Raw genomic sequence first — 17,993 nt, forward strand, 5'->3', positions numbered from 1 at the left:
GAAACCAATCCCATAGGAAAACATTACGATGAGCCAGACGAGTGTTGCTGACAGACCCGAATCACAAAACCAACCGACCTACATCGAAGGAATGGGGCCGATCATTCTCGAAAACGCCGTCGCGTTTCGGGTGTGGGCGCCAAATGCCGACGCGGTCAGCGTGATCGGCAATTTCAACGATTGGAACGCCAAGGCCAATCCATTAAACCGTGAAGACAGCGGATGTTGGATGGGCGTCGTCGAAGGCGCCAAGCCGGGTGACCAGTACAAATACGAAATCACCGCCGGTGAGAATACGTTCCAGCGGATTGATCCACGCGTCCGAGAAGTGACTAACTCGGTCGGTAATGGGGTCATCCATCAGCCCGACTTTGATTGGCAGGGTGACGATTTTCAAATGCCGGCTTGGAATGAACTCGTTATCTACGAATCACATGTGGGCACGTTCTTTCGCGACGGAAAGGAAGGTGTCGGAACGTTCGAGGACTACATCAAAAAATTTGATCACTTGAAGAAGCTCGGTGTGAACGCATTGCAGATCATGCCCATCGCGGAATTCGCGGGTGACTATTCATGGGGTTACAACCCTGCGCATCCTTTTGCAATTGAAGAGGCCTATGGCGGTCCGTTGGGTTTTAAGACATTTGTTCGCGAAGCCCACCGGGCCGGGTTCGCGGTGATTCTGGATGTCGTCTACAACCATTTTGGACCGAGCGATTTGGATCTTTGGCAGTTCGATGGTTGGAGTGAAAACGGTAAAGGCGGCATTTACTTCTACAACGACTATCGAAGCAGCACGCCGTGGGGCGACACCCGTCCCGATTACGGACGGGGCGAGGTCCGGTCTTATATTCGTGACAACGCGATGATGTGGATCGAAGATTTTCACGTCGATGGACTCCGCTATGACATGACGCTCTACATTCGATCCGTCGATGCATCCGGCCAACAGGAAATCCCTGAAGGGTGGGGGCTCACCCAATGGATCAACCGAGAGATCCATAGCTTCAAACCGTCGGCGATCACGATCGCCGAAGACTTGCAAAACAACGACTACCTGACCAAGTCAGACATTGAAGGTGGTGCGGCGTTTTCGGCGCAGTGGGATGCGAACTTTGTCCACCCTATCCGTGACGTCATCACGCAACCCGATGACGCCGCACGAGACATGGAGAAGGTGCGTCACGCTCTCTATCATTCCTACAACTGCGACCCATTTCAGCGTGTGATCTATACCGAATCACACGATGAAGTCGCCAACGGGAAATCGCGGATCCCGAGTGAAGTCGACAACGAAGATCCAGGGAACTGGTTCGCTCAAAAACGAGCCGGGTTGGGGTTAGCACTCGTCATGACTGCGCCTGGAATACCGATGCTGTTTCAAGGTCAATCCATTCTTCAAGACGGCTGGTTTACTGACACGGAAGAACTCGATTGGGAGAATGCGAAGGAGTACGAGGGGATTTCCAAGCTGACGGCGGATTTGATTGCATTGCGTTTGAATCGTGACGGGATCTCCAAAGGATTGACCGGCAAACACGTTGATGTTTTTCATGTGAACAATGACAAGAAGGTCGTTGCGTTTCGACGTCACTTTGACGGTGGTCCTGGTGATGATGTAATCGTAGTTATCAATTTTGCGAATCAGCATTTCGAGCAATACGAGTTTGGACTCCCGAGTGGGGGCGTCTGGATACGTCGGTTCAGTAGCGATCGGAGTGAATACAGCGAAGAGTTTGGTGATGACGCCAGTGGCAACATTCAGGCGATCGTTGAACCCTACGACGGTCAATCCCATCGCGGGCGGATCGAATTGCCGCCGTATACGGTGTTGATCTATTCCCAAAACCCCAGCTGATCGGGATTTGTCCGCGGACGCGTTAATGCACTCACCGGCCATCCACTGAGCGATGCCGGTGAGGTGGGAGTGGCAGATGAGCAGCTGTCGTTATCTGAGAGAAAGACGGAGTGTCTCTTGCTCATGTGCTTGGGAGGCCGCCGAGTGCATGCGGCGTGGGCACGATCGGTGTGAAGAATCTTTCCTCGTCTCTCGGAATTGACGGGACACTTTCGTAGGCACGCTGACGAATCGCGAACGGTTCAGTGGAATGAATGCGTGATGACTGGCCACGTCAGCCCGCCGCGTGGGAACAGAAAGGCGGTGCGCAGAAGTTTGGGCTTCTCTGAAATTTGCTGGAAAACGCCCCTGGACCAATTTGCTTTGCTGCCGACGAAAATCGGAAAACGACCGATCGCGTTGGCAAAACACGGTGTCCGCCAGTGAGCCGCTGCCACACGAGCGCGGGAGCACGAAGAAAGCCGGTCACGACCGCGGAGTTTTACGGGGCAAAGTAAAACGGTTGCGACCGTGACCGGCCATGTTCGTATGCTGCGAAGCGAACGTAGCTCCAAGGCTACCTCGTGTCATTTCTTTCGCTCAAACCACACGCGTCAAGTGAACTCAATGGATCAATGCCGCCGGAAAACAGTCTTTTGCCGGTGTTAACCGCACGCTTGCTGGTACCTCTAGCGGCATCTTTATCCGAGTAAGTTTAGCAGAACTCAGGAGAAAGGCGAATTCTGAAGCCCCTCCGCTGCGCCAGCGAAATCTACCACCCTTACGGGCGGTACGCAACTATTGAGTCGGTTCAATTGTGAAATTTATCCCGTGATCATAATGAACGCGCTTCAGAGAGCCTCCTCCACAGCACGTCTGGCGTGGAGGCGGCGCGACTCGACCGCAAAAACACATGGAATCTTGACAAAGTAACCGTAGGTGCCGTGTGACGATCGGTGCCGTGGTCTCGGCAACGTGCGTGTTTCGATTGTTGTCGAGCGAAGATATTCGCAATCGAGAAGCACAAGGACGTTAACCGCAGCAGTCATTCGGCCTGCCCGCCCCAGTTGCATGCGATTGCCTTCTTCGACTGCATCGTGCAAGAGATCGGGGCCAATCCATCAGGGCGATCACTTCGCCGATTGAAATTTCGTTTGTACCCTGTGCCAGTTCGATTCCCCCGCCAACACCGCGAACGCTGCGAACAAACCCGGCGCGGGCCAACAAATTGACGACTTTCGCAACGTGGTTGACGGAAATCCCGAACAGGTTTGCGACGTCCGCAACATGCACCCGCTCCTTGCGCGTCGCCAGAACCATGAGCGTCCGCATGGCATAGTCGGTTTGCGTGGTTAACTTCATAGCCTGAATTCTGCGGCGTTGACGACGTCGTAGGTGGAAATGCGTCTATCGAATGGTTTCGCTCGAGCCTAGGGTGATGCGGAATCGGCGTCAATGGACGAGAATTCCACAATCACAGTCCTCACCCGCAGCAGCATTTCAGCAGGATTCAGCCCGTGCTGGAGACAGACGTATTGAAGCGACTTGCCCGCACAACTGATGTCCAAATTGAATTCGTTGAACACGCCCGTTGTTTCGGGGTGTTCGATAATCCAGTCCGGGATCGTTGTTTCTAAATTACAGTTCATGCCTTCATTGTAACGGCTGAGACGCAAGTCCCCAGCCTCGTTGCGAGAACCACCCGAGGCCAGCCAATCAATGCCGAGTTCGACGCCTTTACATACTCCCTTTTGCGACTTGCTCGGTTGCCGTTATCCGATCTTGCAGGCGGGCATGGGGGGCGTGGCTCGCGCGGAACTGGTTGTCGCCGTTGCTGGCGCAGGCGGGTTCGGTTGTCTCGGCATGGTTCGCGAGTCACCCGACTTGATTCGTCAGCAGGTCGATCAGGTGCGTGCCCTGACCAGCAATCCGTTTGCGGTGAATTTGATTCCATCGGCGACGGATCCGGATTTGTTTCGAGCCGAATTGGATGAGTGCGTGCGGTTGAGAATCCCCGTGCTGATGTTCTTTTGGGACGTTGTCGCCGATGCCGTTGCTCGGGCCAAGGACGCCGGGTGTTTGGTCATTCATCAAGTGGGCAGCGTCGAGCATGCAAAGCGCGCGGAGGCGGCCGGCGCCGACATGATTATCGCTCAAGGCGTGGAAGCGGGCGGTCATGTTCACGGCATGGTATCGTCGTTGGTCTTGTTGCCTCAGGTGGTGGACGCCGTTTCCATTCCCGTGGTCGGATCGGGCGGCTTCGCCAGTGGACGCAGTCTAGTCGCGGCATTGGCGCTGGGTGCCCACGGGATTCACTGCGGGACAGCGTTTCTGGCGACGAAAGAATCGTTCGCGCACGACGTCCATAAGCAAAAGATTCTCTCGGCAACGGAGTGCGACACCATTCACACCGATGCGTTCGCGATCAATTGGCCGCCCCATTCCAACGTCCGGGTTCTTAAAACCGAAGTCACCGAGTCAATCGAGTCGCAGCCATATGGTCATCTGCCCGATAAGATTCCGCGGCGAGTTGTCGCGGAAGAGCAAGGGCGTCCGATCTATTGGATGAGTACCGACTCGCCGTTGAAGTCGATGACGGGCGATCTCGAAAAGTTAGCCATGTACGCCGGCCAAGTTACCGGGCAGATCACTCAAATCGAGGACGTTCAAACCGTGATCCATCGAATCGTGGCCGAGGCAGAAGCAACCCTCCAACAACTGAGTAATCGATCATGAAAGCGTTCGGACTGACTTTCCTATTCGTCATCGCTACCGTGCCCCTTTGGGACGTGTGGGCCGATGAACCGACCGAATCGTCTGCGGTGGCGTCCGGAGGAATCCAGGCGGCGACCACTGTTGCTGAAGCACGAGCACGAGCGATGCTGTTGCACGAATCCATTCGTGGAACGTTGCAGGTGGTCCACCGTGATTTCTTTGACGAAGACAATACGCATGCGATTCCCTCCGCGTCGCTAGAGGATGTCTTCGATGAACTGGCCAACAGTTATGACGTCAAACTCAAGTGGTTGATTGTGGAAACGGATCTCATCAATGTGGATCACCAGCCCAAAGATGAATTCGAGCGACGGGCGGTTACGGCGCTCAAGGACGGCGAGCCAAGGTTTGAATCGGTCGAGGCGGCACGTTATCGATTCGCCGGTCCGATTCGCTTGGCGTCGCAATGTTTGAAGTGTCACGTCAGGCATCGAACCGATACCGAAGCGCGAACGGCGGGATTGTCGATTTCAATGCCTCTGAAACGAGAGCGTTAGCACGTGGTGTTCTGTCGCCGCCGATTGTTGATGCGTGGTCGCGTGCGAAGATCAATTCCGTTGACGCTCGTCTTAGTACGCTGAAGTGGCCGCTTCGCTCGCGCTGATCTGCCAACGGCCGGCCATCAATTCGGCGATCGGTTTGGTGACTTCAATTCGCTGCAGCATGATTCGCATCGCTGCGGTAATCGGAGTTGCCAGGAACATACCGACAACGCCCCACATCATCCCCCAGAACATCAGTGCCACAAGAATCGTCACGGGGTGCAGGTCTGAGGAGTTACCCATCAACTTGGGTTCCACCAAATTGCCGCTGAGCAGCTGAATCAATCCTGTCACGGCGATCACCGAAACCATCCACAGAATGCTGGCGTTGGGATCGAGCAAGATCAGCGGGATTGGCAGTAGGCTTGCGACAATCGGCCCGATGTTGGGAACAAAATTCAACAGGAACGCGAGGACTCCGAAGGTAAACGCCATCGGTACACCGAACAGGTATAGCGTCGCCCCGAAGGCTGCTCCGGTGAATATGGAAATGACGGTTTTCAGCGACAGGTACGATCTGACTTGTTGATCGATTTCTCTCGCCATTGATCCTGAGTCGCCGATGGTTGGTGTTCCGATCAGGAGAAAGAACACATAGATCAACACAATCGCACTGGTGGAGATCAAGCCGATGAGAGCTTGCGAGAGGAGTGTGATTCCGTCTCGGACAAAAATGTCAATGAAGTCACTGGCATCATCCGCTGCGGTCTGAGGGAGCGATTTGGCGTGCGAAGGCACCAGCGACTTGGGTAAGACGACCGAGGCACTCTCCTCCAAATGATTGACGATCTCTTGAACGCGGGTGCGATACGCTTTCGCGTTCCGCGACAGGTCAACCATCGAAACCCAAATCGCAAAACCGAAAATAATCATCGCGAGCAATCCGGCAACGATTGTGATCGCCGCCGCCACCAAGCGGTTCACACCCAGTCGAAGTTCGAGGGCGTTGAGCAGCGGTGTGACGCCGCTGACGACAAACAATGCGACGACCAGCGGCACGAGGACCGGGCGGAGCCAATAGATCGAGAACGTCACCAGAACAACGGCAATCACCATCAAGCAGACGGTTTGAATTTTTTGCCGATCATATCTGTCAGGGAAGTCCATGCGGGCTCAACCAGAAGGAGAAACGCTACTCGTGTCTGTCGACGCAACCCGTCGAATTCTCGACGCGACGTAGCGAACAGATTAAGCACACGGGACGATTGCGGCAATCGTCCGTCTCATTTGGGGAGCCGATGGGGGGCGGTGATGCTCGCTGGCATCACACACTCAATTGTGGCGGAAACGCGGCGTATCGATGCACCGCCGCGTTGTCGTAGCTTGGTTTGGTCTCTTACCGACTATTTCGAAGCCTCGACCGCGGCCACGACGTCGGCAGGTTCGGCGCGTTTGGTGTAGTTCGCGTCCAGGAACGCGTACGTGATCGTGCCCGTGCGGTCGATAACGTAGGTCGCCGACAGAGGTAGCTCCAGATTATCGTTGCCGTTGTAGCTGCCGATTTTGATTTTGTCGCGGTACGTAGGGACGATCGTTTCGGGGAGTTTGAAGACGAGTCCGTACTTTTGGGCCAACTCGTTGTCCCGGTCGTGCAGTGCCACCATGCTCAGATCATTCGCTTCGGCGGTTTGTTTGGCCTTTTCGGGTAATTCGGGAGTGAGGACGACGAGCTGCGCACCGGCGCCTTCGATCGACGTGAGTTCCTTTTCCATTGCGCGAAGTTGCAGGTTGCAGTAAGGGCACCATCCGCCGCGGTACCACATCAAAACCACGGGACCCTTCTTCCATAGTGCGCTCAGTTGCACGGTCTCGCCATCCCAGCCACTCAGCGTGGCGTCGATCGCTTGGTCGCCGACTTGTTTGGCGTTTTCTTCGATGCCGCTCGCTTTGACGGTCGCCATGGCGTCTTTGAACGTCTTCAAAACTTCGGCGGGATAACGGGCGGCTGCACCCGCAGCGGTGGCCTCGAGTTGCTTGGCCAGCGGTCCAGCGGTTTCTTGGGCGCTGACGGCAAGTGGCGTGGATACCAGCGAAGCGAGCATGACGAGTTGGATTGTTCTAAGCATTTTGGGGCTTTGGTGAGGGCTATCAATTGGGAACCGGAAATGGATGCGTGCGAGGTAAGAAACCATCGCGACGTCGCGTCTGAAGGTCCGTAGCGAGTCAATTTCTTAATCAAATACTCAACGAGAAACTTCAGATGTCTGCAAAAAGTGTCAACGACCGAACGTTCCACGCGGAAGTGCTTGAATCGTCTATACCGGTTTGGGGCGATTTCTAGGCAGCGTGGTGTGGCCCTTTTCGCATGATGGGGCCTCTCGTCGACGAATTAACCGAAGAGTTGGGTGACGGAGTACGCATCGTAAAGGTAAATGTTGACGAAGCGTCTCAAACCGCCACGAAATATGGTATTCCGTCGATACCGACCTTCGCGGTTGTTTAAAGAGGGGGAAATTGTCACTCAGGTGAGTGGGGTGTTGCCGAAAGAAACGCTTCGCGAGGCGGTCGGTGCCTAAACAGGCAGGCGGGAATCATTGGGCAGAATCCTACCGGCCGTTTGGGCGTTCACTTGGGCTGCTAAACCTTGTAAGACGCGGGAACGGAGGGACACAAAACGTCGATCATCATTTTTTTCGAGTCAATGCCTGAAAATTTTGGATGTGCGAGGGGACGCTCCGAATTGACTCGCGGGAGGTTATCATAGGCTCCGCTGAGCGATCTCAATTGGATTGTCAGACACATCGCAGCATCCTCGCGGTCTCAGCACACGCGTTCACCTTTGGCTCAATTATTGATTGATGGCGGTATGACGAAACAATTCACATTCCAATTTGTGCACCCCACGTTCGTTTCACGACAACCCGTTGCCCTGCGTTTGGCGACGTTCGCAGTGCTGACGGTACTGTCGTTGCCGCCGTTCTTCACTGCCAGGATTGTTGCCGCTCAAGACGCCGCGTCCGAAACCAATGCAGATGGAAAGGCTTCGGCTGAGAAGAATGAACCGGCGTATCCGTTAGCGGTTGCGGTCGACGGCGAGGATGTTTACTGCGTCGATCTCGATCTGCCAGGTGTTTGGGTGGCGGGTGAAGCTCGCGAGCTGTTTTCACGCGGTTCTAAGTTTCTTCGCAAGCCGATGAACCGACCGCGGTGCATTGTGATGCATCCTGGCGGTGGTGTTTTGGTGGGGGATTCGGCAACCCGCGAAGTTTACAAAATAGATAGCACGGGTGCTGAACCGGTTGGGCTGACCGATGGGCACATTGGGATTCCGATGGCGCTGGCGATCGATGCGGACGGCAAAATGTTGTACGTCGGCGATGCGGAAAAACGTGCCACATTTCGATTGCCGATTGAAGGCGGAAAACCGGAATTGGTCGCACGGGTCAACGCTCGAGGATTGGCCTTTGATGACGATGGGAACCTGTGGGCTGTGACGCCTGATGCGGTTGCGATCGTGCGGATCAATGTCAAAACCAAGGCAGTGGATGAAGTCGTCACCGGACGGCCGTACCAATATCCCAACGGGCTCTGTTGGGCCGGAGATCACGGTTACGTGACGGACGGATACGGCAAATGTATCTGGAGGTTTACCGCCGATGGGAAGACGGAAAAGTGGTATGAAGGCGAGCCGTTGGTCGGACCCGTCGGTATTGCGGTCACGAGCGATTCATTGTTCGTCGCCGATCCCAAGCAGAAACAGGTCTTTCAGTTTGACCGCGAATCGAAAGAGTACAAAACCCGGTTGGGACGTTGATTGTTTAAGTGCTCTTTTTAACAAAACGGCGTGAGCCGTCCGGTAATGCAAGACCGGACGGCTCGCGCCGTTCCGCTACTTTTCAAATCACGCAGTAATTAAATCGACGTCCGGTTGTAGGACGTTCGCGGACGACAATTGCGAGTCAGTCGCTTGCAGGAGCAATGCCGTTGCCTTGCGTAAGCGTGATGGTTTGATCGATCGCATCGACTTCGAATTGTTCGGACGAGCCGCCGGGCCAAGTCACGGTGATCGAGTCGACTTGGGACGTCGACCCCAATCCAAACGTGAGTGTCTTTTCACACTGGCTCAAGTAGCTTCGCGTTGGCATGACGGTACGCGTGAGGGTGCGGTCTCCGAGGGGAAGTTCGGCGATCGCCCCGATGGCATCTCGGTTGCACTCGCTGCCCTGCAGGTTGATGCGTAGGAAGTGATGTTGCGTCTGTTGGTCGTTTCGAAAGACGGCGGGACGCGAATGACTCGTTGAGATGACAACGTCTTGATCGCCGTCGCCATCGAAGTCCGCGAAGGCAGCCCCCCGTCCCACGATGGGCTTGTAGAAATCCTTGCCGACATTGGATTCCTCAACCAAGACCAACTCGGTCTTGGCCTCACGTCCCGCATTCCAAAACAGTTGTGGTGATTGTTCGTATCGCTGGGTCGCTTGGGTTTTAGCGATTTCCTCTTCGAGATGCCCGTTCGCGCCGAGCACATCGAGCCGCCCGTCCAAATCGACGTCAATGAAGAACAGTCCGAACGTAAGCCCTTTTCGTGTCGGCGGTCCGAAGCCGGTGTACATTGCCGCGTCAATGAACTGGCTGCGATCGGGCCGAGTCATGTAGAGCGCACTTGCTTCGTTGGCGAAGTTACCGATGCCGATTGCGAGCGTGCCGTCATCGCGGAACGCGGCCGTGTCAATTCCCATCGCACCGCGCGCGTTGCCCGTACTGCGGTCGAACGCGATCCCCGACAACCGTCCAATTTCCGAAAACGTTCCGTCTTTATTGTTCTCAAACAAGAAGTTTCGCACGGTGTCGTTTGCAACCAGAATGTCGATCCAACCGTCGCGATTGACATCCACGGGAGCGAGGCCCATCGCCTTGCCGAGAGGGACGTCGGTGTTGTCATTGCGTATTTGGATGCCGGCGGACGCGGATACGTCTTCGAAAGAACCATCTCCCCGGTTCTTGTACAGGTATGAAAACGTACCTGCAAACGCGCGTGGAGGGCCGTACGCCCGGGTCTCGCCGTCGAGCGTGAAGTCTTGGCTGAGATCGTTCTCTTTGCTCCACGACACGTAGTTGCAGACGAAAAGGTCCAGTAGCCCGTCGTTGTCGTAGTCAAAAAATCCGCAGCTCGTACTCCAAGCGTCATCGGCACCTCCCACGCCCGACTCGGCCGTCACATCACTGAATACGCCGCCATCGTTGCGGAACATGCGATTGGTTCCGACTGCGGAGAGGAATACGTCGCAATCACCGTCGTTGTCATAGTCGCCTACGGCAACGCCCATTCCGTAAAGAGTGACGTCGAGGCCTGTTTGTTCAGAAACATCAGAGAAGTGAAAGTCACCGTCGCCGGCCAGCAGTTGGCAGGGCGAAGGTTCATCATGGCGGTCATCCCACGGCCAATAGCAGGAATTGACCAACAGGAGATCTTGATGTCCGTCGTTGTTGAAATCGAGTGCCGCGACACCGCTGCCCATGGTCTCAGGCAGCAAGCGATCGCCATAGCGGCCGGACTGGTGCGTGAAATCGATTCCGCTTTCGTCCCCGACTTCGGTCATCACGAGTGAGGGGATCGTAACATCGTTAATCTCGCGGACTTCCGGAAGCGTGACTTCCGTCTCGATCGACTGCTGCGTCTGTTTGCTCATATTCAGGTAAACAACAAACGCGAGGACGGGGACCCCTACCACAGCGAAAAGAATCAAGGATCCTCGCAGCGCGGTACCGATCACCGCATCATTTTCCACGTCAGGGTGATCGTCGGCGAGTTCGTGAGAGGGTGGCAATTCGGTCATGCGATTATCTATCGGTGGAGTTTTGTTCTTGCGTCGAATAAAAGGCGAGGACGCAAGCCAATCGTGATTTGTTCAAGCAAGTCAGACGCCGTATCCAATCACGCAAATATCTTGGCTCAGGGAGCTAGATCATAGATGACAAGGGCTTCGGCGGCGTGGTTGGCGGCGGGATATCTTCGACGCGCCGCCGGGATTGCAACCTCTGCCGCGTTGTCATCGGGCTTAAATTTGGCGTGAAGCGTTCTGTGATACTGTTCCTTTTCGCCGTCCCCACTCCACGCAAAAATTTCCGCGAGATTCGCGTGAGCGGTCACGTTTTCTGAGTCGATTTCCAATACCTTCTCGAAGTGCCTTTGGGCTTCGGCGAGAAGATCACGAGAGGCTGCTTCGTCGCCCTGCACTTCTGCACGCTGGGCCAAATCGATGAGGGTTAAGCCGAGTTCGTTTCGCACTTCGTAGTCGAGTGAAAAGTCGAAACCGCGTTCAACGATTTTGGTTTCGAGGACGTTTCGGAGCGATTCCGCGGCGGTGTCAAGGTTTCCTTGTTGTCGATTGACGATCCCGCTCAGCCAACTGTGTGTCCATGATGGAGGGAGAGGATCCATCGTGGCGGCGCGATGCAGCGATTCGGTGGCACCGTCGAGATCTCCTTCAGCGAATTGTACACGCGCCAGGTTGAGAGGCCCGTCAAAGCGACCCAGTTCCTCGACGGCGTGAAACGCTTCGGCTGCCTGTTTGAGTTCCGCCTTCCCTTTGAGCAGCATGCCGATTCCGTAATCGTTCCAGCGTTGCCATAGCGGGAAGGAGTCGGTGTCGGCAGAGTCAGATGGATCTTCATCAACTTCGTCAAAAACCAGTACGAGTTTGTCGCTGGCGATCTCAACAATTGGCAGATCATTCGGGTCACCGGGACGGCCCAAGTTAAGTTTGTCGCGTTCGGGGTCGCGGTCGCGGCGGATGTAGTCGAGGTATTCGGTGTCAAACTTCCGGTATAGCAGTTTGGCTGAAATCTCGATCGGCTCGTTCGAGTCCGACGGCGTGGTCAGCCGGTAGTGGACGGTCTGGCCAGCCCCTGGAGGAATTTGGTGGCTGTACAGCGGAGTGAATATGTCCTGGGCGTTGCGACGGTTGATGCGATTGCCTTCTCGATCCAGCATGAACGTATTGACGAAATGAGAATCAGGATAGACCGCTTCCCGTTCGTCGCGATGCCCGCTGCGACCGATCACTTTGCCCGACTGCGTGGCGGTCAACTCGATCCAGATTTCGTTCGAATCCGTTGTTCCTTGCGTAAAGTGGTGCCCGAGCTTCATCGTCCGCAAAACAGTTTCGATGAGGTATGTTTCTCCCGGGGCGATTTGCGTGCGATCGCCCAACGGTGCGACCAGTTCGCCGCTAACGGACCCGCCCTGCCTTAATCCGAAGAGATCAACACGCAGCGTGCCTTGCAAGTATTCGCGATGTTTCTCAACGCCTTCGGAATCGCCCATCCAATAAGCGAGCGCCGTATTGGCACTCGGGAAAAAGTGACTGTGGACGCCAAGACGGCCGAGTTCGTCCATGTACTTAGCACCGAACTCGTCGGTGGCGAGCGCCGGCATATGGCATTCGTTGCAGTTGGTTTGAGCTTTGGGCGGGTAATAGAAACTACGTGCACCGTGGCCCGAAACCCCGGATAGCAAATAGCTGTCGTAGTGGTTTTGTCCGCGAAGGAATTCCTTGTAGTTGGTCACTTCACCGGGCAGAGAGACTTTGTGGCATACGCTGCAGAATTCCGCTTCCTTATGAAACGGTTTCAACATTTCGTGCTTGTGGAAGGTCGGCTTGGCTTTGACCATCAACGAATTCAATTCTTGCAAGAGCGGGTTGTCGCTGTAGGCAAACGGGTAATGCTCCGGTTCAGCGATGGTGTAGTCTGCATTGCCGACGTTACTGTTGACTGACTGGATGGAGTGACAGACGACGCAGGTCAGTCCCGCGTGTGCCGTCGGGTTATCGACATCGTCGTAGTTCGGATCATCAAACTCGCCCGAGAAAAACGGCACCGGATCGTGGCAGCCGGCACACCAGCGTGAGGCTTGGACGGATCCCATTCGTTCGAGGGAAACTTGCCGCGTTTCTCGCACCGATGCACGGTAGGCCGGGTTGTTGAAACTGCTCAGGCGGTGTGCGCTGTGGAATGCTGACTTGGAAAGATCCGCGTGGCAGCGCAGGCAGTAATCGTCGTTCATCAGCGTTTCGGCGGCGATGAATTTTCCAGTGGTGGTGCGAGCCAATGACGGTTGAAAATACTTCTCGCCCTGAAGCGGCGCTTTGCCATCGCTGATACGAGGATCGGAAGCTTGGAACGCGACCATCGCGGCAACGATGACTGTGATCGCGAGGACAACGCGTTTCCCAATATCCCACTTGATCCGAGGACCCACCAAGCGGTGCAGCCAATACAACCAAATCACGGCCAGCGGGGCGATGAGGTGTGCCCAATACACGAAACTCCGACTGGTGGGATCCACGATCGCGATCGATCCCACACGCATGAGGAGCAGACCCGTTACCAAGATCGCGATCGCGACGGCAAAGAGTGCGTATCCGATCTTCACAGCGCGGCGGTTTCGGCGCTTGCGACTGCGGACCATGTGCAACAAACCAAACCCGATCGTTGGAACGATCAACAACAGTCCCAATCCGAGGTGCACCAAAAACATCAATTGGTAGAAGTGGTCCTCGTAGATTCGCCCGGTAAAGTGTTGCAGCCAAGTGATCGCGGTGAGGTAGAGTCCGTTGGCCAGCAAAACACCAAACAGGATCAACACCAAGTGCAAGACGAGTCGTAGGCGGGGAGTAACTGGGCGAATGGGCGGTTTGGGCGAGGCAGCAGTGGGCATTGATCTGGAATACTAATGATGAATGGCGATCAACTGCTAGGGCTCATTCCGCTGACCGTCTGGCGTTGGATCCCATTTGAGATGACAGAGATTTTCGACGAATTGCGGGGCAATCCTCAACGCATGCAGATGGCGCATGATGGAGCCAGCGCTACAGAAAACATTCTGTTTTCGAGTTGGGGGGACGTTTCGAATGGAGGCGGGAAATCGTTGCCCCCAATTTAACCGATATCTCGCCTTTGATATGTCCATTTGCGTTCGCGAAGATGCTATTTCGCGAAACGCATCGGGGGGGCATTGGGTTCCCGGAACCAAAAGGATCGAAACGTCTGTTCTCGGCCGAGATGATTTTGGTTGAGCTGAACGACCGCTGCGGTTTTAGACGTTTGGTCCACCCCCGGGGGATATTGTTTCATTTCGCGAAACGGGAGTGGCCCGATCTGTTGTCCGGTCAACGTGTTGAGGTCGGCGTCTTTGTCCCAACCAACGCTGTGCAAGACAAAGTCTCGCGTCCATCCAGCGGGTGGGTCATTGGGAGGAACCGCAAATTCCAAGCGGATTTCATCACCGCCACTGATGACGGCCATCCGGTCGTCCCATTCTTTCACCAACTCGACGCAATCTCCTTCGCGAGAAAGTTTGCCTCGCAGTGGAGGCCAACGGGATGCAGAGGAAGCGTCTTGGTAGTCGTAGACTTCGGGTTGAAGTGGGCCGTCTTTGATGCGGCGTGAGAAACCGTGGAAGGTGATGCCCGCGGTCAGGAGTTCACATTCTTGGGTCACCAAGTCAGCGACTTGGGATTGCGTCACCACCTCGGCACTGTCCCAGTAGATTTGGGCGGATGTGCGTACGCGGAATCGCGGGTCGTCTGGGTTCACGATATCGGTGACATCGACCACGATCGTTTTAGTTTTTCCGCCAGGAAAACCCATGAAAGGAATCGCTTGTTTCCATCCCGATTCGCTGGCATTGTCGGGGACCCAGACTGAAGGAAACTCGATCGGTGCCAAGTCAGGGTTTTGGTCGATTTGAATGTTCAACGACGCGTCCGTCGGCATGATCCACCCGGTGAGAACCAGATAGATCGCGGGCGAGGCTTCGTCGATTGAATCGGTTTGCAGGCCAGTCAGTTTGTCGCCGAAGTCGAGATCGATCCAGTGAGGTTCGCACAAACCTTGGCGTAGACGGCGATCGAAACCTTGTACGAAGTCTTGATCAATTCGAGCGAGTTTCGCCGTCACGTCGTTTCCGGATGTGTCCATCGCCTTGCGAACGGGGTGTCGATCGCGAGGTGCGAAGGCGAACGTGGTGGGGGTGGCGATATTGTCGGGGCCAACTTTTTCATTGGTCCAAATTTCGACATCGGCCGGATGGTCGATCGCATTGAGTTGAACTTCGTCGAAGTACGCCACCTCCCAAAGTTCTTCGGTGATCCGCAATTCGTACTTACCGTCTTTGGGGGCAATCTTCTTGCCGTCGAGTTTGAGGTATTCCCACGGGCGGTCTTTTGCAACGACACCGTGTGCGACCTGCAGTCCGAGGGGCGCGGCCCACAAGCAATCTGTCACAAACGCGAATTTTTCTCCATCCCAAGCATACAAATAGGGACACGAACCTTTCAGCGTCTGTTCTTCTTCGACCAGCGAATCGATGGGTGGGTTGGTGACCGTTTGGGTCAGTCCGTTTGGTAAAATCGCGCGCACGCTGCCGGCTTGATCGAGGCCATCGAGGCCGAAATGGGTAGAGGGAGACGTGACGATTCGGGCGCGGTAGTGCGGGCCGAATCGGGTTTCCAGAACGCTGCCGATGGCGTAGTGGTTCACCCGTCCGCTCGCGTTATCGTCGATCCCCTTAAACCGCAAGTTGAGATAGTGTCCCATCGGCGTGCTGCGATTGTTCATCACCATGATGCCGTCGGCGGATACCGATGATAGGTCAATGCTCCCGTCGCGGTCGAAGTCCGCATGCGTGAGTGCTTTAGACGGTTCGATCGGCTCGATTGCTTCCCAGGAGGTCCATCCCCAAGGACCCATTCGAGAAAACTCACCGTCGGCGATCATCTCCATCCATGAATCATTGTCGATATCCGCGACGATGCCGTTTTCCGCACCGTGATCGCTCATTTCTACGCGGTCGACGACCCAGACGCCGGCGTCGGAGGTGTGTGAAAACACGATTGCCGACGATGAACTTCCTCCGACGACAAGGTCCCACGAAACGTTGCCATCAATGTCTTCAATCGCGAGCGAGGCTGCCCCATCGATCGCGGGGATATCTTCGAAGACCCGGCCACGGAACTGCAGGTGCAGCATGTTTTCGAGGATTCCGACGCGACCGGACGAGGCGTGTGTCGTGATCACGTCGAGGTCCAAATCTCGGTCGAGATCCGCGATTGCGAGTGATGAAATAGGGTCATCGGTACCAAATTGTTTTCCGGTTCCGGGCAGTTCAAAGAATGTTCGATTGCCGCGATTGATAAACATCCGGACGCCGTGTTCTTTGGTTGCGAAGACCAGGTCGAGGTCACCGTCGGCTTCCAAATCGCCGGCGACGGCGGCCGTGATTCCTTGTAGGTCTCCGAGCCCTAGGTCTTTTTCGACCAGTTGTAGACGCTCTTCGTTGGCTGTCGTCGTTCGACCGTCGATACTGATCACACGCACGCCATCATCGCCATAAGCGAGCAGGTGCAGGAACGTATCGTGCCGCGAACTGGAGATCCACTCGCTCCCTTCGGAGTTTGCCCGGTCTGCCCGCAAACGCCCCGGCGAACTGCTGTCAACGACAAACAGATCGGCAACCAGCATCCCGGAGGGAACGACGTCGAGTTCAATCTGGCCGGCTTTCTGCCAACCGTCCGACGCGTTTTGCCAAAGCGAGATGTTGCCTTTGTCATCCGCACTGACGAGGTCGGCGTCGAGATCGAGGTCAAAGTCAATCGCTTGGACGATTTGGCTGTTGGCGGAATCCGCGAGCGAAACGCTTGCGTACTGAATCTTGGCGGTGCCCTTTCCGATCGGGGATTTCTGAGCTGCTTTCGCCGAGAGTTCCCGAAGCGAGTCGAAGTTCAAACGATCCAACGGATGTGGCATGGCGCGACGGCGATCGGTCTTCATGATCTCGCTACTGTTGAGCACGTTGAACCACAGCAGGTTGCGATTTTCAGCCGTCGCCCAGTCGTTCGCCTCGATGGCCGCAACGATTTGCTCGACGAGTTCTTCCGGGGTTAAGCCGATTGTTTTGGTGTCTGCACTGATCAACGGTTCGATCGCGGAGGTTAGTTCGCGTGAACGTTTGATGTAGTCGGCCGCACGCGGGTTGCGATCTTCGATATTGAGCCGGGCGGCTCTGAGTGCGAAGAACAAGTTGTCGGGATGGTTGTCTGACAACGCGGCAAAGGCTTGTCCCGCATCAGCCAGTACCGCGCGGGGAAGACCGTCGATGGGGTCTTCCATCTGATCGACAACTTTCGCGATCACCCCTCCGAGAATCATCGAGCGAGGATCGGCTCCGAGGTCGCTTTGAATCGTCTTGGATAATCGATCGTATACCTCGCGCCGGATGGACTTGGTCATCGAGCCCGGGAGCAGTGACGCTTCGTGCAAGTCGACTTCTGATCCGAGCCACTGGGAAGTGATCGGATCGTTGGAGACGTTTGCAAACGAATCAATCGCCGCGCGGGCGCCCGAAATAGCGTCAGGTAGTTTTGATCTCGCTTCCTTTTTCTCTGCTGCGTCGAGGGCCGCGTTGGTCGCTTGAGATGCCAACGCGTCCACTCTCAAGACACGATTGAGTGCTCGGTTGAGTGTGATCGAAACGTCCTCGGGCGATTGCTCGTGAAGCGTGTTCCAGCTTGCGTCCGCACTCACCAGTTGCAGGTTTTCGGTTTCGGCTAGTGCGCGACGTGTGAGTTCGAGCTGTTCGTCGTCAGCCGGTGCGGCGGTGCCGTCTTGTTCGTTTGCCTGTTCCCCAATCTTTCCGTCTTGAAACATCACGATCGCTGTGATGATCGCGAGAACGACAAGCCCAGCGGCACTAACAACGATTCGACGTGATTGTGATACAACCGCTGATTTTTTGACGTTTTGATCTGGAGCTGATTTGTCGTCGTGAGAAGGGCCGCCACCCAGGTTGAATTTCTTTTTACGCATCCGTTCCTCAAGATAATGGCGATAGCATG

12 protein-coding genes are annotated in these 17,993 nt (G+C 55.5%); 5 read left to right on the forward strand and 7 right to left on the reverse strand.

Annotated features, from left to right (window positions below):
• The first annotated feature begins 28 nt into the window (after positions 1 to 28).
• Positions 29 to 1,858, forward strand: a complete 1,830-nt coding sequence (locus tag NB063_RS03490) for an alpha-amylase family glycosyl hydrolase (RefSeq protein ID WP_250927353.1) — start codon at positions 29 to 31, stop codon at positions 1,856 to 1,858.
• 1,011 nt (positions 1,859 to 2,869) lie between these two features.
• Here the strand turns inward: NB063_RS03490 and NB063_RS03495 are convergent.
• On the reverse strand, positions 2,870 to 3,199 hold the full coding sequence (locus NB063_RS03495) for an RrF2 family transcriptional regulator (protein WP_250927354.1): 330 nt from the start codon (positions 3,197 to 3,199) through the stop codon (positions 2,870 to 2,872).
• Between the two features lie 68 nt (positions 3,200 to 3,267).
• Entirely contained in the window at positions 3,268 to 3,486 is a 219-nt protein-coding gene (locus NB063_RS03500) for a hypothetical protein (RefSeq protein WP_250927355.1), read from the reverse strand.
• Between the two features lie 70 nt (positions 3,487 to 3,556).
• Between NB063_RS03500 and NB063_RS03505 the strand changes: the two genes are divergently transcribed.
• Together NB063_RS03505 and NB063_RS03510 are read left to right on the forward strand one after the other, a co-directional pair.
• Positions 3,557 to 4,573 (forward strand): NAD(P)H-dependent flavin oxidoreductase, encoded by a 1,017-nt coding sequence (locus tag NB063_RS03505; protein WP_250927356.1) that lies wholly within the window; start codon positions 3,557 to 3,559, stop codon positions 4,571 to 4,573.
• The gene (locus tag NB063_RS03510) at positions 4,570 to 5,109 is read left to right on the forward strand and encodes a c-type heme family protein (protein WP_250927357.1); all 540 of its coding nucleotides are present in this window, start codon (positions 4,570 to 4,572) and stop codon (positions 5,107 to 5,109) included. Before NB063_RS03505 ends, NB063_RS03510 begins: the two co-directional genes overlap by 4 nt.
• A gap of 72 nt (positions 5,110 to 5,181) precedes the next feature.
• Here NB063_RS03510 and NB063_RS03515 read toward each other — a convergent pair whose 3' ends face one another.
• The gene (locus NB063_RS03515; protein WP_250927358.1) at positions 5,182 to 6,261 is read right to left on the reverse strand and encodes an AI-2E family transporter; all 1,080 of its coding nucleotides are present in this window, start codon (positions 6,259 to 6,261) and stop codon (positions 5,182 to 5,184) included.
• Between the two features lie 236 nt (positions 6,262 to 6,497).
• Entirely contained in the window at positions 6,498 to 7,220 is a 723-nt protein-coding gene (locus tag NB063_RS03520; RefSeq protein WP_250927359.1) for a peroxiredoxin-like family protein, read from the reverse strand.
• A gap of 242 nt (positions 7,221 to 7,462) precedes the next feature.
• On the opposite strand from NB063_RS03520, the gene NB063_RS32530 reads away from it, so the two are divergent.
• Together NB063_RS32530 and NB063_RS03525 are read left to right on the forward strand one after the other, a co-directional pair.
• On the forward strand, positions 7,463 to 7,597 hold the full coding sequence (locus NB063_RS32530; protein ID WP_407652534.1) for a thioredoxin family protein: 135 nt from the start codon (positions 7,463 to 7,465) through the stop codon (positions 7,595 to 7,597).
• A 363-nt stretch (positions 7,598 to 7,960) separates the two neighbouring features.
• On the forward strand, positions 7,961 to 8,908 hold the full coding sequence (locus NB063_RS03525; RefSeq protein ID WP_250927360.1) for an NHL repeat-containing protein: 948 nt from the start codon (positions 7,961 to 7,963) through the stop codon (positions 8,906 to 8,908).
• Between the two features lie 145 nt (positions 8,909 to 9,053).
• Here NB063_RS03525 and NB063_RS03530 read toward each other — a convergent pair whose 3' ends face one another.
• The 3 genes from NB063_RS03530 to NB063_RS03540 all read right to left on the reverse strand — a co-directional run bounded on the left by NB063_RS03530 (position 9,054) and on the right by NB063_RS03540 (position 17,964).
• Entirely contained in the window at positions 9,054 to 10,931 is a 1,878-nt protein-coding gene (locus NB063_RS03530; protein ID WP_250927361.1) for a CRTAC1 family protein, read from the reverse strand.
• 116 nt (positions 10,932 to 11,047) lie between these two features.
• Positions 11,048 to 13,816, reverse strand: a complete 2,769-nt coding sequence (locus NB063_RS03535; protein WP_250927362.1) for a tetratricopeptide repeat protein — start codon at positions 13,814 to 13,816, stop codon at positions 11,048 to 11,050.
• Positions 13,817 to 14,085: 269 nt separating this feature from the next.
• Positions 14,086 to 17,964, reverse strand: a complete 3,879-nt coding sequence (locus tag NB063_RS03540; protein WP_250927363.1) for an FG-GAP-like repeat-containing protein — start codon at positions 17,962 to 17,964, stop codon at positions 14,086 to 14,088.
• Positions 17,965 to 17,993: the final 29 nt, after the last annotated feature.

The organism is Aporhodopirellula aestuarii (assembly GCF_023701485.1).
Lineage (GTDB): Bacteria > Planctomycetota > Planctomycetia > Pirellulales > Pirellulaceae > Rhodopirellula > Rhodopirellula aestuarii.

What these genes read in the sequence shown, in the direction of transcription:
- NB063_RS03490 (WP_250927353.1), top strand. Translation starts at nt 29, where the DNA reads ATGAGCCAGACGAGTGTTGCTGACAGACCCGAATCACAAAACCAACCG.
- NB063_RS03495 (WP_250927354.1), bottom strand. Translation starts at nt 3,199, where the DNA reads ATGAAGTTAACCACGCAAACCGACTATGCCATGCGGACGCTCATGGTT.
- NB063_RS03500 (WP_250927355.1), bottom strand. Translation starts at nt 3,486, where the DNA reads ATGAACTGTAATTTAGAAACAACGATCCCGGACTGGATTATCGAACAC.
- NB063_RS03505 (WP_250927356.1), top strand. Translation starts at nt 3,557, where the DNA reads ATGCCGAGTTCGACGCCTTTACATACTCCCTTTTGCGACTTGCTCGGT.
- NB063_RS03510 (WP_250927357.1), top strand. Translation starts at nt 4,570, where the DNA reads ATGAAAGCGTTCGGACTGACTTTCCTATTCGTCATCGCTACCGTGCCC.
- NB063_RS03515 (WP_250927358.1), bottom strand. Translation starts at nt 6,261, where the DNA reads ATGGACTTCCCTGACAGATATGATCGGCAAAAAATTCAAACCGTCTGC.
- NB063_RS03520 (WP_250927359.1), bottom strand. Translation starts at nt 7,220, where the DNA reads ATGCTTAGAACAATCCAACTCGTCATGCTCGCTTCGCTGGTATCCACG.
- NB063_RS32530 (WP_407652534.1), top strand. Translation starts at nt 7,463, where the DNA reads ATGGGGCCTCTCGTCGACGAATTAACCGAAGAGTTGGGTGACGGAGTA.
- NB063_RS03525 (WP_250927360.1), top strand. Translation starts at nt 7,961, where the DNA reads ATGACGAAACAATTCACATTCCAATTTGTGCACCCCACGTTCGTTTCA.
- NB063_RS03530 (WP_250927361.1), bottom strand. Translation starts at nt 10,931, where the DNA reads ATGACCGAATTGCCACCCTCTCACGAACTCGCCGACGATCACCCTGAC.
- NB063_RS03535 (WP_250927362.1), bottom strand. Translation starts at nt 13,816, where the DNA reads ATGCCCACTGCTGCCTCGCCCAAACCGCCCATTCGCCCAGTTACTCCC.
- NB063_RS03540 (WP_250927363.1), bottom strand. Translation starts at nt 17,964, where the DNA reads ATGCGTAAAAAGAAATTCAACCTGGGTGGCGGCCCTTCTCACGACGAC.